The organism is Kordiimonas sp. SCSIO 12610 (genome assembly GCF_024398015.1).
GTDB lineage: Bacteria > Pseudomonadota > Alphaproteobacteria > Sphingomonadales > Kordiimonadaceae > CANLMI01.
In genome coordinates, this window is sequence record NZ_CP073747.1 from 872,540 (window position 1) to 889,910 (window position 17,371).

A 17,371-nucleotide genomic window follows, 5' to 3' on the forward strand; every position below is an offset into this window, starting at 1 on the left:
TATTATGACCAGTATCGTTGGCCGGTATATATGCATTCTTTTAATCTCGCTATGTCTTGCTTTTCAAGCACGCGCTGACGATAATGCCCCGCTCAATCGGTTTGAATATTGGCCGGACGATCAATCACCCCTAACCGAAAACGGCAAGGCACAGATCAAATCCTATCTGGAGAAAAACGGGTCTTCTTCTTTCCTGATCATCCGCAAGGGTAAAATTGCTTTTGAATATGGTGATATACACAAGAAACACCTGATCCATAGCATGCGAAAACCAATCATGAGCTTGCTCTATGGCAGGGCTGTCGAAAAGGGCCAAATTGATCTTGAGGAAACGGTTGCTTCACTCGACCTTGATGAAACAGGTGTCGCTTTCACTGATACTGAAAAAAGCGCAACGGTGGCTGATCTCTTGAAAGCACGCTCCGGTATTTATTTGCCGGCGGCTGCTGAAACCAGCGAAATGGCCGCAGCACGGCCCAAGCGGGGTCTTCACCAACCCGGCGAGCAATATTTTTATAATAACTGGTCCTTCAATAGTGTGGGGTCTGTGTTCGAAGCAAAAACCGGCATCCGTATCTATGATGCCTTTCATGAACAACTTGCAAAACCATTGGGGATGACCAGTTACCAGCATAACATCGGTAATTTCAGTGTCGTGAGCAATGAAGATGACCTTGAAATGGACGGTCTTGATGGATTTTATTTGCTTGAAGCAGAGAACTCCCGTCATCCGGCCTATCATTTCCGACTGTCCGCCCATGACCTTGCGCTTATTGGGCAGTTGATCGTTCAGGACGGAAACTGGAACAGCGAACAATTAGTTCCAAGCGAATGGTTAGAGAAAAGCACCCAATGCTACTCGGTGATCAATGAGAATATCGGCGGTGGGCGCTCGCTTTGTTATGGCATGATGTGGGAATTGGTGCGCCAAAGCGACAACAGAATAACCGCATTCTCGCATACGGGCCTCGGTGTTCATATGATCTATGTCTATCCCGCGGCGGAACTGGTTCTGGTGCACAGGGTGGATACCGAGGGCGAGTACCATTTCCCAAGCGGCGGCACACCCGCGTTAATCGGCATGACCTTCGGGGCGTTTAAGCGGTAAGGATCAGTCTATTTAAATCGTAAAGGGGGAGTATCGGTATTTTCAATCAATACTCCTTATTTCGCATTCTCTTTTTCGCGCTTGCTGGCTTCTTTTCTTTGTTTGCGTAATTCGCGCTTGCGTTCCTTTGCTTCTTTCTTCAGGCGCCTAATACGCTGCCCTTCAGTTTCATAAAGTGGAAGAAGATCATTTATGACCGGGTCGGGATAAAATGCTCTATCTTTCAAGGATTGCGGGGCATTTTCAATGTCGCCTTGCGATAGTAATGAAATGACCATTTCTGTTTTGAAGCCAGCAGCTGTGCCAGCCCCTGAGGCCACCCCGTTATAAGTGACATAACGGGTGCGGTTATAGTCATTTTGTTTTTCAACAATAAAGGCCTCAGCTTTTTCTTTTTGTGTAAGCTGCGCGGCTTTCAAAAGTGTCATTTCTTCAATGGCAACCTTAGACGAAAACTCTCCAGTGAAAGTGATTAGCCAGGTTCCATCATCTTGTTTTTTCGTATTGAATCCTTTGCCACCCAAAAGGGAATAACTTTGTCCAAAGCTATCATGGCCGGACCGAAATGGCTGCCATAAAGGAAGCAGGGAAAATAACGATGAAAATTTGCTATTGTTCGATTGAAGTTGGCTGAAATTCCGGTTTGCAATTGCATTGGCAACCTTTAGCTTTGCAACGTCACTTTTTAATAAACCAGTGCGCTCGGCTTCGGGCACAGCCTTCTGTATTAAACGAATTTGCGAATAGGTCACATCCGTTGCAGGGAAGTCCGTCGCGGTTTGATATGCCTGTTTTACTTTCTCCATATCGCCTGCATGATAATCTCTGTAAATATCAACGATTTTGCGCATTCTGGCGTAAATCTTTTTTTGTGCCTCTGTTTGCTTGTTAAGCTGTGAAAGCCACTCGTAAGCGCGTTCAATATTGCCGTAACGCGCCTGTTCAGTCGCACCAATCGCATATACAAGGTCATCCGCTGTACGATTTTTGTTCACAATTGTGCTGGCTTGCTCATTGCGAGGTCGGAAGGAATATCGTGGAAGTGTGCTGCCTGTGCTTTTGGGTACTTGATAGCCTGCTTCAACGAGATATTCCCACTGACTAAGGTTTTCGGGTGTGCCCGGGAATTCGCCCACCGATTGAACAGCTTGTGAAAAAATTGGCGCGAGAGAAAAATGAGCCAATGTCTGTAGCATTGGTTTGTATTTATCAGAATTTTGCCATCCCTTCGGCATCAGGCCAATCAGCTTTGCTGTGTGTGAGCGACTATAGGGTTTTTCCAATAACAGTTGTTGAAGGATTTCTGCGCCCTTGTCCGTTTGGCCTGTTGTGATCAATGCATTTGCCTCGATAACCTTGATTGCAGAATCAACTTCTCTTGATGTTTTTTTGTTAAGAGTAATCGTATCGACAAGCGCATACATGGCATTCGCGTCGCTTAATGCGGCTTCGGTATTGTTTGCTTCCAAATTGTGAATAGCACGCGCGCGAAGGACATTCAGTTTCCGCATTGGGAAAGCATCCAATGTGCTGTTGGTCATCAGTTCGTTACAGGCATCTACGCCTGCTTGGCCGTGAAGTTTTGCCCAGGGTTTATTATTTTCGCCCTGTGCGTTCACAATACCCAATGTCGCTGCGGTTAGGGCGACGCGGCCGAGTAGCTTACCCTCTCCTTCGGGGGCAGCATAGCCATCACATTTGTTCCAAACAGTTGCTTCCCGCGGTGCAGTTCGTACACATGCGGACAACAGGATTGCCAATATAATGATAGTAAGCTGTTGACGTCGCGCCATGATAACCCCCCATAATTAAGCACAAAATAAACACGCCCTAGTATTAAATTACAGTCAGTGAAACGCAAGTGTATTTTTAAGGTTTTGATTGAACAGTATACCCCTTGCATGGGTACACGAACAAAGGCAAAGGGAAGCTTTGGGAGCGTTTAAGCGGTAAGAACTATCAATGCTAGGGATACCCATCCTTTGCGTGAAAGTTGGAAATGCATAACTTCCATTTAACTTATTAACCAGCATCGCTGTGACAGATGCAGGCGAAATTGGTTGACTCTTATTTGTTCCTGTTGTACCACTACAATACACGGTACAAAGGGTACATAAATCGATTTGAAATCATGTTATTAAAATAACAAACAAAATTGGACACTGAGGATATGGATATAACCATCAATATGGATGACGAGCTACCGCTGTTCGCCCAGCTTGTAGATGGGGTAAAGGCCGCAATCGATGCGGGGCGTGTTATGCCTGGTGACGCTTTGCCCTCTATTCGTCAGCTCGCAGGGGATTTGGGCTTAAACGCAAAAACTGTCGCCAAGGCCTATAAAATCCTTGAGCGCGACAGTGTGATTCAGACAAGGGGGTATCGGGGAACCTATATCCATCCGGAAGCAAAGAAAAATATCGGTGTCGATATTAATGCCTGGGTCACCAACACGCTTACGCAAACAATAGACAGTCTTCGAAAAGGCGGCGCCACAGATAGCGAAATAAGGATCGCTTTCAATAATGTGATGAATGGCCGCCATACGACACGCAAGGAATAGAAAAATGATAGTACAGACCGAATTAGCAAACGAAACTGCGCAGTTGGCATCTATACCGTTTGGGTTATCGATGACAACTGTCATGATCATATTTTATCTTGTATGCGCTAGTCAGGTTTTCCTGATTTCCATTTATTTTCCAGGAAAAATAGTCGAACGCATAAGGTATGTTCTAGAGCGTTTCCCACCTGATGAATATCCAAAGCTATACCCGTCACCTTTGGATCAAATCTCTATGGCGGAGCGCAGTCGCGGGCTTACCCTGTTTATTCAGATTAACCGCGCGATTGCAATTGTTGGTGCTGTAATCCTGCTGGCAGCCCTTGCCTCCGGCTATCAGCTTGACCTAAAGGGCGGGCATGAAATTCTGGTTTTTGCCTACTTTATGCTTCAGGTGATCCCGGGTGTGTATCTTTCTGTTCGTGAATATCAACAGTATCGCCTTATGCATAAGGCGTTCGCCAACACCAAGGTAAGAGCAGCAGGGTTGAAACGTAGGACGTTATTCGATTTTGTATCGCCGCAAATGGTTGGGCTCGCAGTTCTGGGATATGTTGGATGGTTGATATTCTTTGTGAGCGGTGAAGGCCCCGTGAATGAGTGGCGCGAAGAGGTTTATATTACATTGTTGCTGATCACCGGGGTTAATCTTGCCTATGTGATGATTGCCAGAGCGACTGTTTCCGGCATGAAACTAGACCCCTATCAATCCTATTCCGACCAACTGCGCCGTACGGAAGTCATGATAAAATCACTTGTATTCTCGAGTGTTTTAATGAGCGGGTTTCTTATTTTTACAATCGCGGCAGATCGTTATGCCTTTGAAATATTTGACCCGATTATGACCAGCCTTTTGTTTCAGGCCAGTGTGATTTTCAGTGTTGGTACAATTTTTCGATTTGACCCATTGGAGGAGATAAATTTTGACGTTTATCGCAATGACGAAGTTGGGGGAAACGGTGTGGTGACATAAAATAAATAGAATGCCGTTGCGGCAGCGAGGATAATCCCACCGGATAAAGGCGCTACTTGAAAAAGTTAGCGCCTTTACTCTATTGTCTAACGGCCTTCAATAGGCTGCTTTCTCAATGTCTCCATTGCTTCATACATGCGGGCTTCATGAAGGTTCAGGGTTTCGGCCTGATCAACCTTGGTTGCCACTGGCTTGTGATCGAGCACCATCCATTTTTCATCAGCGCGGGTATAGCGCGGCCATTCCGTTAAACCATCGCCGTTCGGGTTGCCAGTCCTCGCAAAATTGGCCCAGTATTTCACCATATGACGGCGAAGGTCATCGTCTGCGTCCTCCGCGTAAATTGCGGTGTTGAAATTATCAAAAACAAAAAACAGTTCAGACGCATGGAACGCCCCAATGGTTTGGTCCTCGTCTGGGGGTGTGCGGGTGAAATGATAAAGATACACATCCTCGTTTATTTTTGCCTGCTCGGCGGCAACGCGGCGGATGTGATTGATGAACAGATCATCCCCAAGCATGTCTGCTTCCTGCCTCACGCGGGTTTCAGGGTTATCCAACCTATAGAGGTTGATCAATTTCTGTGCGGTTTCATTGCCGTAATGCTTTGTCATCCAGGCTTCAAACTCTGCCTGATCCCTAGGTGCCTTGCCGCCCCAAGTATTGGGTGCCTTGTAGGCATCATAAAACAGGGTGGCTTCATCCGCGTTCCCGCCAGTGAGGTAAGGGATGTTTGCCTGTTCGCCGTCCGCAAAAATAAGGGAGGCTGCGCGCGGCAGTGCCCAGCCGTCAACAATCGGATGCAACACGCCAGTGTAGCCCTCATAGGTGTTCTGCGCGTACTGAATAACGTCTGCTGGTATTTTGCGCATATCATCCGCACTCATATCCGCAGTTACGCCAAATGCTGCCGCGATTTTCACCCCTTCGCCTTCGCCTGAATGGGGCGCGACGGGTGTTGTCCGCAAGTGATGGAGCGTAGAGGACGCACCGCTTTCGCCGATGGCTTTGTGAACCAATCCCTTCGCGAGTGGTGACGCCATAATTTCAGTAACTGCCCACGCGCCAGCGCTTTCGCCGAATAGGGTGACATTATTCTTATCGCCGCCGAAGGCCTCGATGTTTCTTTGAACCCACTTTAAGGCTTCGATCTGGTCCAACAGGCCATAATTCCCGGAAATATTCAATGCTGTTTCCCGCGAAAGAGCCGGGTGCGCCAGATACCCAAAAATACCAAGGCGGTAATTAATGGTAACCAAAACCACGCCTTCTTTCACCAGGGCATTGGATTGATACAGATCATCAGACCCTGACCCACCCGTGTGGCTTCCGCCGTGGATCCAGACCATAACTGGAAGCTTCGCATCTGTGTTGCCGGCCTCTGGTGTGCGGATGTTCAGGTAAAGGCAATCCTCATCAACAGGGGCCGCAGCACCGTTTTTGATGATTGATACCGCAAGTTCGGTTTTGAACCAGTTTAGGCCGAGGCCGCGAACCAAGCGTTCGGCATAGCTTTGGCTATCGTCAACGCGGGTGGTTGTCTGCATGCACCGCGGGCTGAAGGCATCGGCGTTCAAAACACCGTCCCATGATGCCTTGGCAACTGTTGGGCGCCAGCGCAAATCACCCACGGGGGCCTCGGCGAAGGGGATGCCCATAAAGTTGGCGATCCCGTCATCCGCAGTCCAGATACCCGTGATCTGTCCAGAAGGGGTGTTGAAGATCTGGGTAGGGCCTTTGTCTTCCGGTTTTGAAATTTGGCTGCCGATATAAATTCCGATTGCAATCAGGCTGATGATACCCAGTCCAATTACGATGCCTGCACCTTTTAAAACCTTTTTCATGATATGCCCCTTCCCTCAAAACACGATCAGTGAACAGTGCTTTGCCAAAATGCTTTGGCGGATCATTTGTTCCTACGCGTAAATTCTACAGATTAGATTGATAATGATATCAATTAATTTGTCATCTGTTTTGATGTGTGTGATGATCAAATTCATGTGTTTGATGGGGTCACAAAGCACAGATTCGGATGGAGGGAAGTTTATGGCAAAGTTCAATAATCGCTGGCTAACACTGGCAGCGGCACTGATGGCAGTGGCTGCATGTTCAAACGGGGAACAGGAGGAAGCGGGTACTGGGCAAGCCAAAAGCTTTGCTGACGTGGACGCGGACCGGATAATTGCGGCGGACGCGGACAATAGTGTGTGGCTAACCCATGGCCGAACGTACGCAGAAGATCGTTATAGCCCCCTTAATCAGGTAAATGCTGACACCGTGAAGGACCTTGGCCTTCGCTGGTGGTATGACCTCGGCGTTAGCCGCGGGATCGAAGTGACGCCCATCGTGGTTGACGGGACTATGTATGTAACCGGGTTATGGAATGTGGTGACGGCCCTTGATGCTAAAACCGGGGAAAAGCTCTGGGAATATGATCCTGAAATTGACCGGAAGAAGGCGGTGCATCTTTGCTGTGACGCGGTAAACCGCGGAGTGGCCGTGTGGCAGGGGCGCATTTATATGGGCACTATCGATGGTCGCCTGATTGCCCTTAATGCCGAAACAGGTGCGGTTGAGTTTGATATTGTGACCGTTGACCAATCAAAACCCTATACAATCACGGGCGCGCCCAGAATTGTAAACGGCAAGGTTATCATCGGAAATGGCGGCGCTGAATACGGCGTTCGCGGGTATGTATCTGCCTATGACGCAGTGGATGGAAGGCTTGCGTGGCGTTTCTATACCGTGCCCGGAAACCCCGAAGATGGTTTTGAAAATAACGCGATGCATTCCGCTGCTGAAACATGGAACGGTGAATGGTGGAAAACCGGCGGTGGCGGTGGCACCGTTTGGGATTCGATGGCTTATGACCCAGAGCTGAATTTGCTTTATATCGGCGTTGGTAACGGTAGCCCGTGGAATCAGGAAATCAGAAGCCCGGGCGGCGGTGATAACCTGTATCTTTCGTCGATTGTGGCGCTTAATGCCGATACGGGCGAATATGCATGGCATTATCAGACAACACCCGGCGATACGTGGGATTATACAGCAACCCAGCATATGATTTTGGCGGACCTTGAGATCGAGGGCCGTACGCGCAAGGTGATTATGCAGGCCCCGAAAAACGGTTTTTTCTATGTGATTGACCGCGAGACAGGTGAATTTATTTCTGCCAAAAACTTTGTTCCTGTGAATTGGGCCACCCATGTTGACGAAACAACGGGCCGCCCTGTGGAAATTGAGGCAGCCCGCTATCCGGGCAAGGATCAGCCCTATATTCAACTGCCGGGGCCGCTTGGTGCCCACAACTGGCATCCTATGTCTATGAGCAGGGACACGGGTTATGTTTATATTCCGGCGCAGGAAATTCCCTTTGCTTACGGCGATGATCAGGCGTTTGAATATCGCCCGGGGCTTTGGAATACGGGCACAAACCCAATGCTGAATAATTTCCCTGATGACGCCGCAACCCTGAAGGCGCTTCGGGCGTCGGCGAAGGGTCGTTTGATCGCGTGGGACCCCGTGAAGCAAGAGGAAGCATGGCGCGTTGAGCACAAGGGCCCGTGGAACGGTGGGATATTATCAACGGGTGGCAACCTTGTATTCCAAGGCACGGCTGGCGCGAAATTTAGCGCCTATTCGGCGGATAAGGGTGAAAAGCTATGGTCCTTTGGTACGCGTACGGGTGTGGTTGCGGCCCCCATTACCTATGAAATTGACGGCGTTCAATATGTGGCAGTTGCCGCAGGCTGGGGCGGGGCATATTCGCTTATCTTGGGTGGGGTATTCCCATCGGGCAGTAAGGAGCCGAAACTTGGTCGTATCCTTGTGTTTTCGCTTGGGCCAACGAACGAACTTCCACCCCTTGTGAAGCCATCAAAGGTTGCATACACACCGCCCGAGGATTTGGGCGATGACGCGGCGGTTGCCCTTGGGCGGCAGGTTTACGCTGGCTTTTGCTTTGTTTGCCACGGCGAACAGGCGCAGTCCTATGGTAGTGTGCCGAACCTAAAATATTCTGGTGTGCTCGGCGACGCGGAAACGTGGAAATCAATTGTTGTGGACGGTGCCCTCGCTGAAAACGGAATGGCCGGGTTCGGTGACTATGTATCACCTGAAATGGCCGAGGCGATCAGGGCATACATAATCCGCGAAGCCAATTCGGAAAAAGATGAGAGTTACTATAAAGCGAATGGTGGTTGATGGCTGAAGAGCAACATGTGATTGCACGCGAACAGAATGGGCGTGTTGTTGTAACCATTGATGGTTATGAATTACAGGATATGTTCAGTGATGTTTTTGCAGAGCAGTTTGACTTGGACGTTGAATATTTTACTGAGGAAGGTGACTTTCCGAATGAAAAGTACATTTTAACTTTCAAGGAAGGAACTGTATTTGAAAAAGTGCAGGAAGCTATAACTTCTGTAGATATGCTGGAAATTGAACGAGTTGGCAAAATAGGTAAAGAAAGTCCGTGGAAAGAGGCAATTCGTCCAAAGGTTTTTGACCGAGAAACTGTTAGAGTACTGGCTGTTTGTGGAGCAATGATAGCCGCTGGTATTGGATATTTAGCATATAAAATTCTTTAGGAATTTTGGATGCTCAATCCAGTTAAGTATGACGATTATATCAGCGACTAGCGTCATTCCGGACAAGCGTAGCGCGATCCGGAATCCAGTTCTTTTACTATTTTCATGCTTACTCTATATCAAAACAATACAGTTTGACCCTGAAGTAAAGTTTAGGGTTGTATTTGATGCTTTTTAAAGTTAACTATTTGTTAACTTTTGAAGTTCTTGATGGGGGAAATCATGAAAAAAGCAATTTTGTTAATTGTATCTATATTCATATTGAATACGGTAGTTTCTGCGCAAGCAACAACCTTTCGTTTTGAAGGAGATGCCATTTTCCAATCATCTATACTGGATGCAGCGGCATTCGGTGTAATGCCAAACACGACCATACGTTTTTCTTCTGAACTGATTTTCGACAATAGCCAAACCAGCGCCGATGCAGTCACAACATTTTCGAATGAACTAGGGGATACTGCGGCACAGTTCGCTTATGAAAGTTTTACATTCAATATAGGGAATGTATCGTATACGCATTCAGGTCCAGCCGGATTTGGAGGAGGTTTTGGATTCAGTAATACGGTTGATATTATTGATAGAGTAACGAATGAGCCTGGACGTAATGCAGATCGTATAACCGTTGTGGGAATCAACGAAGTTGCGGTTAATCCAACTTTGCAGATTGATACTAGTGGCTTTTTTGTGAGAGGCATTTTACCTTTTGATACTTTCTCAGGGTCTGATGCCTCTGTATTTAACCAGAGTCAATTCAATGCTTTATCATTTGGAGGCTCCATAATATTCAGCATCTTTGATGATGCAGGGAATATCATCGCCCGTGATGATGGGCTTTTACGTGGATTGCGATTGGAAAATGTATCAATAGTATCCGTAACCTCTGCGGTTCCAGAACCTGCAACTTGGCTGATGATGATTTTTGGGTTCGGCCTGTCTGGGCTCGCGCTGAAACGCCGTCGTCGTTTTGCCGTCTAGGGGCGTATTGAAATCCAAATGATAGTTAAGCCTCGGTATTTGCCGGGGCTTTTTAGTGGCCAAAACAGTTTTCGCTTTAGTGAATTGGCGCAGCAGGCATCGGTATTTTTAATATATTCATAATTGTATTATTCGTGTTTGCGTGTTAACTATTTGTTAACGTTATTTACACGTGATGGGGGAAATCATGAGAAAAGTAATTATATCTCTAATATTCTGTTTTACCTTTGCAGGTCACCAGGCATTTGCTGCAACAACGTTTAGCTTTTTTGGCGAAGCTGATTTTGGCTCTCGCGAAATTGCAGCTCAGTTTGGTTTCTTCGACGGACAGACGATCGCTAGTTGGCGTGCACAGTTGATATTTGATGACGACAGGCGCTCTAATCCAGCGATAATGACTTCATTTTCAAACACATATTTTCAGTACGAAAATTTTACACTGACTTTTGAAAATAATCGGTCACTTATGTACACTGGCGACAACACTGTTTTTAATTCATCGGTGAGTAATGTGGTTTTAAAACAGTTGCGTGGCGGTCTGAGAGTGTTTGCTGGTGAAAATAGAATTTTACCAGGTGGAGCAATTATCGATAGCATTTTTATTGCTGGTGAAGGCGAGTCAGGTAGTCCTAGTTTTTTTGATTTTAGAAACTCGGCTAACAATTTTGGTGGTATTACTTTCACAAGCGGTCATCAAATAGATTTTTTTAACATTAGTGTTCCTGAACCATCCACATGGCTAATGATGATTTTTGGTTTTGGCTTGTCTGGGCTCGCGCTGAAACGCCGTCGTCACTTTGCCGTTTAACGGTTACACAAGGCCATAACCGATTGAAAGCCCCAGTTTGAACTAGTCAGCATTCACTGGGGTTTTTCATGGCTGGATTTAATTTTTAATGATAATGATTATTTTTCTTGCGCCCGGCCATTTGGGGATATATGCCTGTAATCAACGAATAGGGATTTGGTGGAACAATGGTCATGTGAATGGCCTGCATTACCAGTAAACACCGAACCCAAAACTGCTCTGGATAAAACGCTATACAAAAACGCTATATAAAACACGGGGTCGTGGTGAGGGAGAGAAATCAGTGACATATTTTGCAGGCAAAGTTGCCTTTGTAACGGGAGCGGCCTCGGGTATCGGGCTTTCTATCGCAACCGCACTTGCTCAGGCGGGCGCAAAGGTAATGCTGTGTGATATCGAAAAGGATGCGCTTGATAAGGCGCTCGGCACCTTGAAGGCAACCAACGCCGATGTGGACGGTGTGATCGCTGATGTTTCCTTGAAGGATGAAATTCAGGCGGCTGCGGATGCCACGGTTGAACGCTTTGGCATGGTCAATATCCTCGTGAATAACGCGGGTGTTGGCGGCGGCGGCGGTTACAGTGAATGGACGGATGCCAGCTGGGATTGGACGATTGGTGTTAACCTGATGTCGGTGATCTGGGGGGTGGAAATTTTTGGTCCCCTTATTGAGGCTGCTATTCAGGCTGGGGACGATGGTGGTCATATTGTAAACACGGCATCGATGGCGGGCCTCGTTTCCGGTGGGTCGCCTTCTTATAACGTGACCAAATTTGGTGTTGTATCCTTAAGCGAAGGGCTGCGCGCACCGATGGGCGAACGCGGTATCGGTGTTTCGGTGCTTTGTCCGGGGTTTGTGAAAACACGGATTATCGAATCTGCCCGTAACCTTCAGCCGCGCCACGGCAGCAAATTGGAGGAAGTTTCACCAGACAGCGAAGCGGGCCGGTTTGCCATGCTCGCGATGGCGTCAGTGCCGAACGGCATAAGCCCTGATTATGTTGCGGAACTAACCCTTGAAGGGATCGAAGGGGATTGGCCTTATATCCTCACCGATAATACCTTTGAGCCTGCGGTTGATGCGCGCTTCCAAGCGATCAAAGAAAGCTTTGACCGGATCAGAGATAGATCGTAACGCAGGTTAAGAGTGCCTTTGGAATGCCTGAGGTATGCCTGACGAATACAGGAGCGAATAACTGAGGGATAGCTGAACAGTGCTGATTGCGGGTTTTGTCATCGCCGCATTTGTGACCCCTGCACGAAGCATATTCGCCCCAGCGATCAATCTGGTGCTTAGTTCTTGAATTTACTGGCATATCCGCTTTTCTCAAAAATGGCTTCAGCATCATTCACATACAGCAGGTCCTTAATTGCCTGCTGTTTGTCTGCGGCTTGGTCGTAATAGGCCTTGCAGATTTGGGCGCCGATAAAATAACCAAGGTCTGCATGCCAATCATCGCCAATCGCGTCATTATTATTGGCGATCCAGTTCGAGTAATCGGTGCCGAGCATATCCTCCTTAAAGCGGTTCCAAACCTGTTCCTCATGCGCCGCACCCCAAACAAAATAGGAAGGCAATTCAGCGTCCGGGAGCGCGAGCTGCGCCAGAAAATCAGCGCTTCCTTCCTGTAAAACACCGCGCAGCAATGTGGCCTTACCCGTATAGCCCTGCATGGCATGAATTTGTTCGTGCACCACAATGTACGGCAGGCGGCTCAGGTCATTCGCGGTCAGGATGTTTTGAAAGCCCGGTGAAATGCCGTCAAGCGGCACCCCTTCCTGCCATGACCACACGTCAAGGCCGATTAGCATGCCTGTTGGCCCCGCTGTGCCACCAGAATTCAAGCGCCCAATAACGAATGTAACATCGGGGAAATGCGCATCCTTATAGATAGATTTCAGCTTTCTGAACCCCGCGCGAATTTGGGGTTCAAAACTTGCGGCCTTCAGTGTTTGTTTGCGGATACCGTCATAAAACCCCTTGGACTCTTTGATCTTCTGCGCCAATTGTTCCATGCTTTTGGTTTTGATCCAATGATAGTCAATGGCCCCCGCTGTACCGGGCGCCAGATAAAGTTCACGGAACTTCGCGGCCTTGCCATCGAGAGAGCGAAACTTATCTGCCGCGTCATAGGCAGCCCAAAATCTGGGCACATCATCGAAAATCAGATTGGCATCATCAGGGCTTGAACGTGCTTGCCTGTACTCGTCAGCATTTTTCACAATCAGGGCAAGCGCGGTTTTGAATGCTGGGTCTTCCTTTACGGGGGCGAATAGCGGGTTTCCTGCAATAAACTCGGGGAAGCGAAAACCACGTTTTGCGGTTAACGCGAGGAGGCGAAGGCTATCCTGAGTGTTGCCTGCACGGGCATGGGCATCCATCGCGGCATAATCAAGCCATAACCCGGTGGGTGAGGGGATGTTTGGGCCATGCTCGCTTGCGCGTTCATAATAGGCTGCGGCCTCAGTCCATTTTTCGTTACGTGCTGCATATTGGCCAAGCTCGTTTAACTGGCGCATAGCGGCATAATCCGCGAGCCAAAGGCTGCTTGTTTTAGTAGTTGTTTTTGAGGCGGAAACTTCAGTTTCTGCTGTGTCTTGACCTGTCGCATTCAGCACTGTGCCTGCGGTAGCGAGCAAGGCCATGGTCGATATCACGGTTGATACGATGCGTTTTTTATCCACTGACATAGTCCCCTCCTATGTATCTTTTGTCATCAAAGCATGCTTGAAGCCTGTGACGAAAAGTGATGCTAGCATATTGGTAAAGGAAAGTTCCTGATACTTTCGTTTAGGGTATGGGACAGGATGGATAATAAAATGCGTTTAAGGCTATTTATCTTTTGAGGTTGTGAAGACGACCCATGGATCGTTTGTGCCGGCCAACCCTTTGCCGGTGCCAGTGTGTTCAGCTTCAATCGTAAAGCCAGCCTCTTGAAGCAAACCCTTCAGGTCCTTAATCGTATAGTATGTATAAAATCTACCCAGATGATCTCTGCCTTCGCCAACACCGTTTTTCATGCCGATATGGAATATACCTTGTGGTTTCAAGGCTGTATGAATGCGTTTGATATATTGAATAAAGGCGGGTCTTTTTGCGTGAAGTAGGCTGAAATTTGCCCAAATTCCATCATATTTTTCATGATCGTTTAATGTGTCGAAGGTCGCTTGGTATACGTGAACACCACTATATTGCCGGGTTAATTCTACCATCGCCTTTGAAGCGTCGATTGCGGTAACTTGGAAGCCTGCATTATGTATTCTATTGGCAACCTCACCGGAGCCACACCCTAAGTCCAATACGGTTCCCCCCGCAGGAAGGCGACCTATAAAAGTATCTAAGCCAATATAGTCATCGGTTGAACCAACGCATTCGGAATAGCGAGCGGCTTGTTGGTCATATACATTTATGGTTTCAGGGTCATGCATTAAAACATGTATCTTTTTATATAAGACCGAGGACCGCGAAGCGTTTGACCTACACAAACATTAGAGTCATCACGGTCACGTTGTTTTGAGTATATTGATTTCTTTCACCGTAAGCAATTCGTGGCATTCGGCAGGAAAATTTCGATCAAAAAACCGTTTGTTGAAGGCCGTCCCATTTTATCGCTATAAACAGGATGTGGGTTTAAAATTAAAGGGCATACATATGATGTTTCGGGGCATATTGAAAATTGGGGCACTTGCGCTTGGACTTGCTGGTACTGTGATTATTGGGGCAGGGAATATAGCGGCAGGTGATGCGGTAGCAGAAGAGGCCGTATCTATTGAACCCGGTGTATCCCTAACGCTGGCGCAGTTCCGGAAATCAGTGCTGTCGGATATCAATTACCGCCTGCATTTCACGATTCCCGAAGACAAAACAGCCCCTATTTCAGTGACTGAGCGTGTGACCTTTAATCTGGGTGACGCCTCCAAGGGGCTTCAACTTGATTTCCGCGAAGAGGGCGCGAAAATTAAAACTGTGCAGGTGAATGGAACGTCGGTTCCTGTGCAGCATGCGAGCGAGCATTTGATTATTGCGGCGAGCGCCTTAAAGCGCGGTAAAAATACCATTGATATCGAGTTTACAGCGGGCGATACGTCGCTTAACCGCAATGAAGGATATCTGTATACCCTGTTTGTGCCGGACCGGGCGCGAACCGCCTTTCCTGTATTTGATCAACCTAATCTCAAGTCCACTTATGACCTTACGCTTACGGTGCCGGAAAACTGGACGGCGCTCTCGAACGGCGCACAAATAAGCGAGGATGTGGCGGGGGACCAGCGGGTTTTCAAATTTGCAACCAGTGACAAAATCCCGAGCTATCTGTTTTCCTTCGTTGCGGGTGAATTTGAACGTGTAACCCGCACGGTGAACGGCCATACAATGACCATGCTGCACCGCGAAACCGACAACGAAAAAGTAGCGGAAAATCTGGATGCGATCTTTGATTTGCACGGTGCGTCCCTGACGTGGTTAGAGGATTATACTGGCGTCAAATATCCATTTCAGAAGTTTGATTTTGCCCTTATTCCTGCGTTTCAATATGGCGGGATGGAGCATGTGGGGGCCATTCAGTACCGCGCTTCCAGCCTTTTTCTGGACGCGGATCCATCAGATGCGCAGCTTCTTAACCGGGCAAATCTGATCGCACATGAAACCGCGCATATGTGGTTTGGTAATCTGGTGACGATGGATTGGTTCAATGATGTCTGGACCAAGGAAGTTTACGCGAACTTTATGGCTGCCAAAATCGTGAACCCAAGCTTCCCGAACATTGACCATGATCTAAACTTTATGTCGCGCAGTTACCCTGCGGCTTACAGTGTAGACCGCACCGAAGGCGCGAACCCTATCAGGCAGCATCTTCCAAACCTGAATGAAGCGGGCACATTGTACGGCGCGATTATCTATAATAAAGCGCCCATTATGATGCAGCAGTTGGAACTTTTGCTCGGTAAGCAAGCCTTCAGGGATGGTATCCGCGAATATATGCAAAGCTTTAAGGGCGGTAACGCCACATGGCCTGATCTGATCGCAATTTTTGACAAGCGATCTGATGCGGATATCACCACATGGAGCGATGTTTGGGTGAATACAGCGGGTCGGCCAACGTTTGATTTTGCCGCGACCGAGAATGCGCTTGAAACTATCGACGCTTCAGGGAAAGACCGGATTTGGCCGCAAAGTTTCACAGCAACCAGACGCGATAATTTGTCGGATGAGCAAGCAGTTGCGGTTGGCGGTAAAACGACACCACTGGGCGCTCGCGGTGAGGATATATTCCTGAATGCAGACGGCAAAGGCTACGGCCTGTTCCCTGCCAATGTGACGCTTTTAAAGGAAAACTGGGATGATCTGACCCCGCTTCAAAAGGGGTCGCTTCTTATTATGCTGAATGAGCAACTATTAGAGGGGCATGAGGACGTCCGGCCATCGGGCCATTTAAGGGACCTTCTTAGGGTTGTTGAGCGCGAAGATAATCAGATTGTCCTTAATCTGGCGCTTCGTCATATTACGCGGATTTACTGGTCCTTTTTGTCAAAGGAAACCCGCGCTGGTTTCGCTCCGCAAGTCGAGGCAGTATTGTGGACCCGTATGGCAGAAGCCAAAAGCCCGGCCGTTAAAAAGGTATTTTACCGCAGCTATGCCGCGCTTGCGATCACAGACGCTGGTATCAGGCGTTTGATGGCGATTATGGATGACACGCTTCGGATTGATAACCTGAGCTTGTCGGAAGCGGATATTATTAATCTGGCGGCTAATTTGGCTGTGAAATCACCGGAAAACGCGGCGGCATTGATTGCGGCTGAGGACGGTAAGATCAAAAACCCGGACCGTAAGCGGAGGTTCGATTTTATCAAGCCAGCATTGTCGGCTGATAAGGCGGTACGCGATGCGTTTTTTGAAAGCCTCAAGCGTGAGGAAAGTCGGGCAGTGGAATCCTGGGTGCTGGCCGCCCTTGGATACATTCATCATCCGTTGCGGGTTGAGACATCAGAGGCATATTTGCATGATAGCCTTGATTTGCTTGCGGAAATTCAGCGCACGGGCGATATTTTCTTCCCCGCACGCTGGACGGGGGTGACCCTCGCGAATTATCAAAGTGACAGTGCGGTTAAAATTGTCCGTGATTTTCTGGAAAACCGCCCGGATTATAACTATCAATTAAAGCTTAAGATCCTGCAATCAGCCGATACCCTGTTCCGTGCGAACAAGGTATTGAAGGCGAATGGTGACGCGGAATGACCATGAATTTAGTATTCGGTGATCGTTAAGTGCATCCGGTTACCAAGGCCTGAGCCCGTATAGAGGCCTCAGTCTGATCATGCCGCAATTCGGCTATGCTGTGGTGCCCGCATTTCAGGC

At 48.1% G+C, this 17,371-nt stretch carries 13 protein-coding genes; 9 read left to right on the forward strand and 4 right to left on the reverse strand.

Annotated elements, in window-relative coordinates; genetic code table 11:
- The first annotated feature begins 4 nt into the window (after positions 1–4).
- A complete protein-coding gene (locus KFF44_RS04005; RefSeq protein WP_255937500.1) occupies positions 5–1,108 on the forward strand; it encodes a serine hydrolase in 1,104 nt (367 codons plus the stop codon).
- A gap of 56 nt (positions 1,109–1,164) precedes the next feature.
- Here KFF44_RS04005 and KFF44_RS04010 read toward each other — a convergent pair whose 3' ends face one another.
- The gene (locus KFF44_RS04010; protein ID WP_255937502.1) at positions 1,165–2,901 is read right to left on the reverse strand and encodes a hypothetical protein; all 1,737 of its coding nucleotides are present in this window, start codon (positions 2,899–2,901) and stop codon (positions 1,165–1,167) included.
- Between the two features lie 377 nt (positions 2,902–3,278).
- On the opposite strand from KFF44_RS04010, the gene KFF44_RS04015 reads away from it, so the two are divergent.
- Together KFF44_RS04015 and KFF44_RS04020 are read left to right on the forward strand one after the other, a co-directional pair.
- Positions 3,279–3,671 carry a GntR family transcriptional regulator gene (locus KFF44_RS04015; RefSeq protein ID WP_255937515.1) on the forward strand — a complete coding sequence of 131 codons (393 nt, stop codon included), beginning with the start codon at positions 3,279–3,281 and terminating at the stop codon, positions 3,669–3,671.
- 4 nt (positions 3,672–3,675) lie between these two features.
- Positions 3,676–4,644 carry a hypothetical protein gene (locus KFF44_RS04020; protein ID WP_255937516.1) on the forward strand — a complete coding sequence of 323 codons (969 nt, stop codon included), beginning with the start codon at positions 3,676–3,678 and terminating at the stop codon, positions 4,642–4,644.
- 86 nt (positions 4,645–4,730) lie between these two features.
- Here KFF44_RS04020 and KFF44_RS04025 read toward each other — a convergent pair whose 3' ends face one another.
- A complete protein-coding gene (locus tag KFF44_RS04025; protein ID WP_255937517.1) occupies positions 4,731–6,488 on the reverse strand; it encodes a carboxylesterase/lipase family protein in 1,758 nt (585 codons plus the stop codon).
- 202 nt (positions 6,489–6,690) lie between these two features.
- On the opposite strand from KFF44_RS04025, the gene KFF44_RS04030 reads away from it, so the two are divergent.
- The 5 genes from KFF44_RS04030 (at position 6,691) to KFF44_RS04050 (ending at position 12,151) form a co-directional block, all read left to right on the forward strand.
- Positions 6,691–8,847: a PQQ-dependent dehydrogenase, methanol/ethanol family gene (locus KFF44_RS04030; protein WP_255937518.1), complete on the forward strand. Its 2,157-nt coding sequence runs from the start codon at positions 6,691–6,693 to the stop codon at positions 8,845–8,847.
- Positions 8,847–9,233 (forward strand): hypothetical protein, encoded by a 387-nt coding sequence (locus tag KFF44_RS04035; protein ID WP_255937519.1) that lies wholly within the window; start codon positions 8,847–8,849, stop codon positions 9,231–9,233. Before KFF44_RS04030 ends, KFF44_RS04035 begins: the two co-directional genes overlap by 1 nt.
- 222 nt (positions 9,234–9,455) lie before the next feature.
- Positions 9,456–10,208 (forward strand): PEPxxWA-CTERM sorting domain-containing protein, encoded by a 753-nt coding sequence (locus KFF44_RS04040; RefSeq protein ID WP_255937521.1) that lies wholly within the window; start codon positions 9,456–9,458, stop codon positions 10,206–10,208.
- Positions 10,209–10,395: 187 nt separating this feature from the next.
- On the forward strand, positions 10,396–11,016 hold the full coding sequence (locus tag KFF44_RS04045) for a PEPxxWA-CTERM sorting domain-containing protein (protein WP_255937522.1): 621 nt from the start codon (positions 10,396–10,398) through the stop codon (positions 11,014–11,016).
- A gap of 283 nt (positions 11,017–11,299) precedes the next feature.
- The gene (locus tag KFF44_RS04050) at positions 11,300–12,151 is read left to right on the forward strand and encodes an SDR family NAD(P)-dependent oxidoreductase (RefSeq protein WP_255937523.1); all 852 of its coding nucleotides are present in this window, start codon (positions 11,300–11,302) and stop codon (positions 12,149–12,151) included.
- Positions 12,152–12,309: 158 nt separating this feature from the next.
- On the opposite strand, the gene KFF44_RS04055 is transcribed toward KFF44_RS04050, so the two are convergent.
- Both KFF44_RS04055 and KFF44_RS04060 read right to left on the reverse strand, forming a co-directional pair.
- Positions 12,310–13,707: a hypothetical protein gene (locus tag KFF44_RS04055; protein WP_255937524.1), complete on the reverse strand. Its 1,398-nt coding sequence runs from the start codon at positions 13,705–13,707 to the stop codon at positions 12,310–12,312.
- A 141-nt stretch (positions 13,708–13,848) separates the two neighbouring features.
- Positions 13,849–14,445, reverse strand: coding sequence for a bifunctional 2-polyprenyl-6-hydroxyphenol methylase/3-demethylubiquinol 3-O-methyltransferase UbiG (locus KFF44_RS04060; protein ID WP_255937526.1), 597 nt, complete (start codon positions 14,443–14,445; stop codon positions 13,849–13,851).
- Between the two features lie 223 nt (positions 14,446–14,668).
- Between KFF44_RS04060 and KFF44_RS04065 the strand changes: the two genes are divergently transcribed.
- Positions 14,669–17,251, forward strand: a complete 2,583-nt coding sequence (locus KFF44_RS04065) for a M1 family aminopeptidase (RefSeq protein ID WP_255937529.1) — start codon at positions 14,669–14,671, stop codon at positions 17,249–17,251.
- Positions 17,252–17,371 lie beyond the last annotated feature (120 nt).

Excerpts from the sequence above, each read along its gene's own strand:
- KFF44_RS04005 (WP_255937500.1), top strand. The coding sequence starts at position 5 with ATGACCAGTATCGTTGGCCGGTATATATGCATTCTTTTAATCTCGCTA.
- KFF44_RS04010 (WP_255937502.1), bottom strand. The coding sequence starts at position 2,901 with ATGGCGCGACGTCAACAGCTTACTATCATTATATTGGCAATCCTGTTG.
- KFF44_RS04015 (WP_255937515.1), top strand. The coding sequence starts at position 3,279 with ATGGATATAACCATCAATATGGATGACGAGCTACCGCTGTTCGCCCAG.
- KFF44_RS04020 (WP_255937516.1), top strand. The coding sequence starts at position 3,676 with ATGATAGTACAGACCGAATTAGCAAACGAAACTGCGCAGTTGGCATCT.
- KFF44_RS04025 (WP_255937517.1), bottom strand. The coding sequence starts at position 6,488 with ATGAAAAAGGTTTTAAAAGGTGCAGGCATCGTAATTGGACTGGGTATC.
- KFF44_RS04030 (WP_255937518.1), top strand. The coding sequence starts at position 6,691 with ATGGCAAAGTTCAATAATCGCTGGCTAACACTGGCAGCGGCACTGATG.
- KFF44_RS04035 (WP_255937519.1), top strand. The coding sequence starts at position 8,847 with ATGGCTGAAGAGCAACATGTGATTGCACGCGAACAGAATGGGCGTGTT.
- KFF44_RS04040 (WP_255937521.1), top strand. The coding sequence starts at position 9,456 with ATGAAAAAAGCAATTTTGTTAATTGTATCTATATTCATATTGAATACG.
- KFF44_RS04045 (WP_255937522.1), top strand. The coding sequence starts at position 10,396 with ATGAGAAAAGTAATTATATCTCTAATATTCTGTTTTACCTTTGCAGGT.
- KFF44_RS04055 (WP_255937524.1), bottom strand. The coding sequence starts at position 13,707 with ATGTCAGTGGATAAAAAACGCATCGTATCAACCGTGATATCGACCATG.
- KFF44_RS04060 (WP_255937526.1), bottom strand. The coding sequence starts at position 14,445 with ATGCATGACCCTGAAACCATAAATGTATATGACCAACAAGCCGCTCGC.
- KFF44_RS04065 (WP_255937529.1), top strand. The coding sequence starts at position 14,669 with ATGATGTTTCGGGGCATATTGAAAATTGGGGCACTTGCGCTTGGACTT.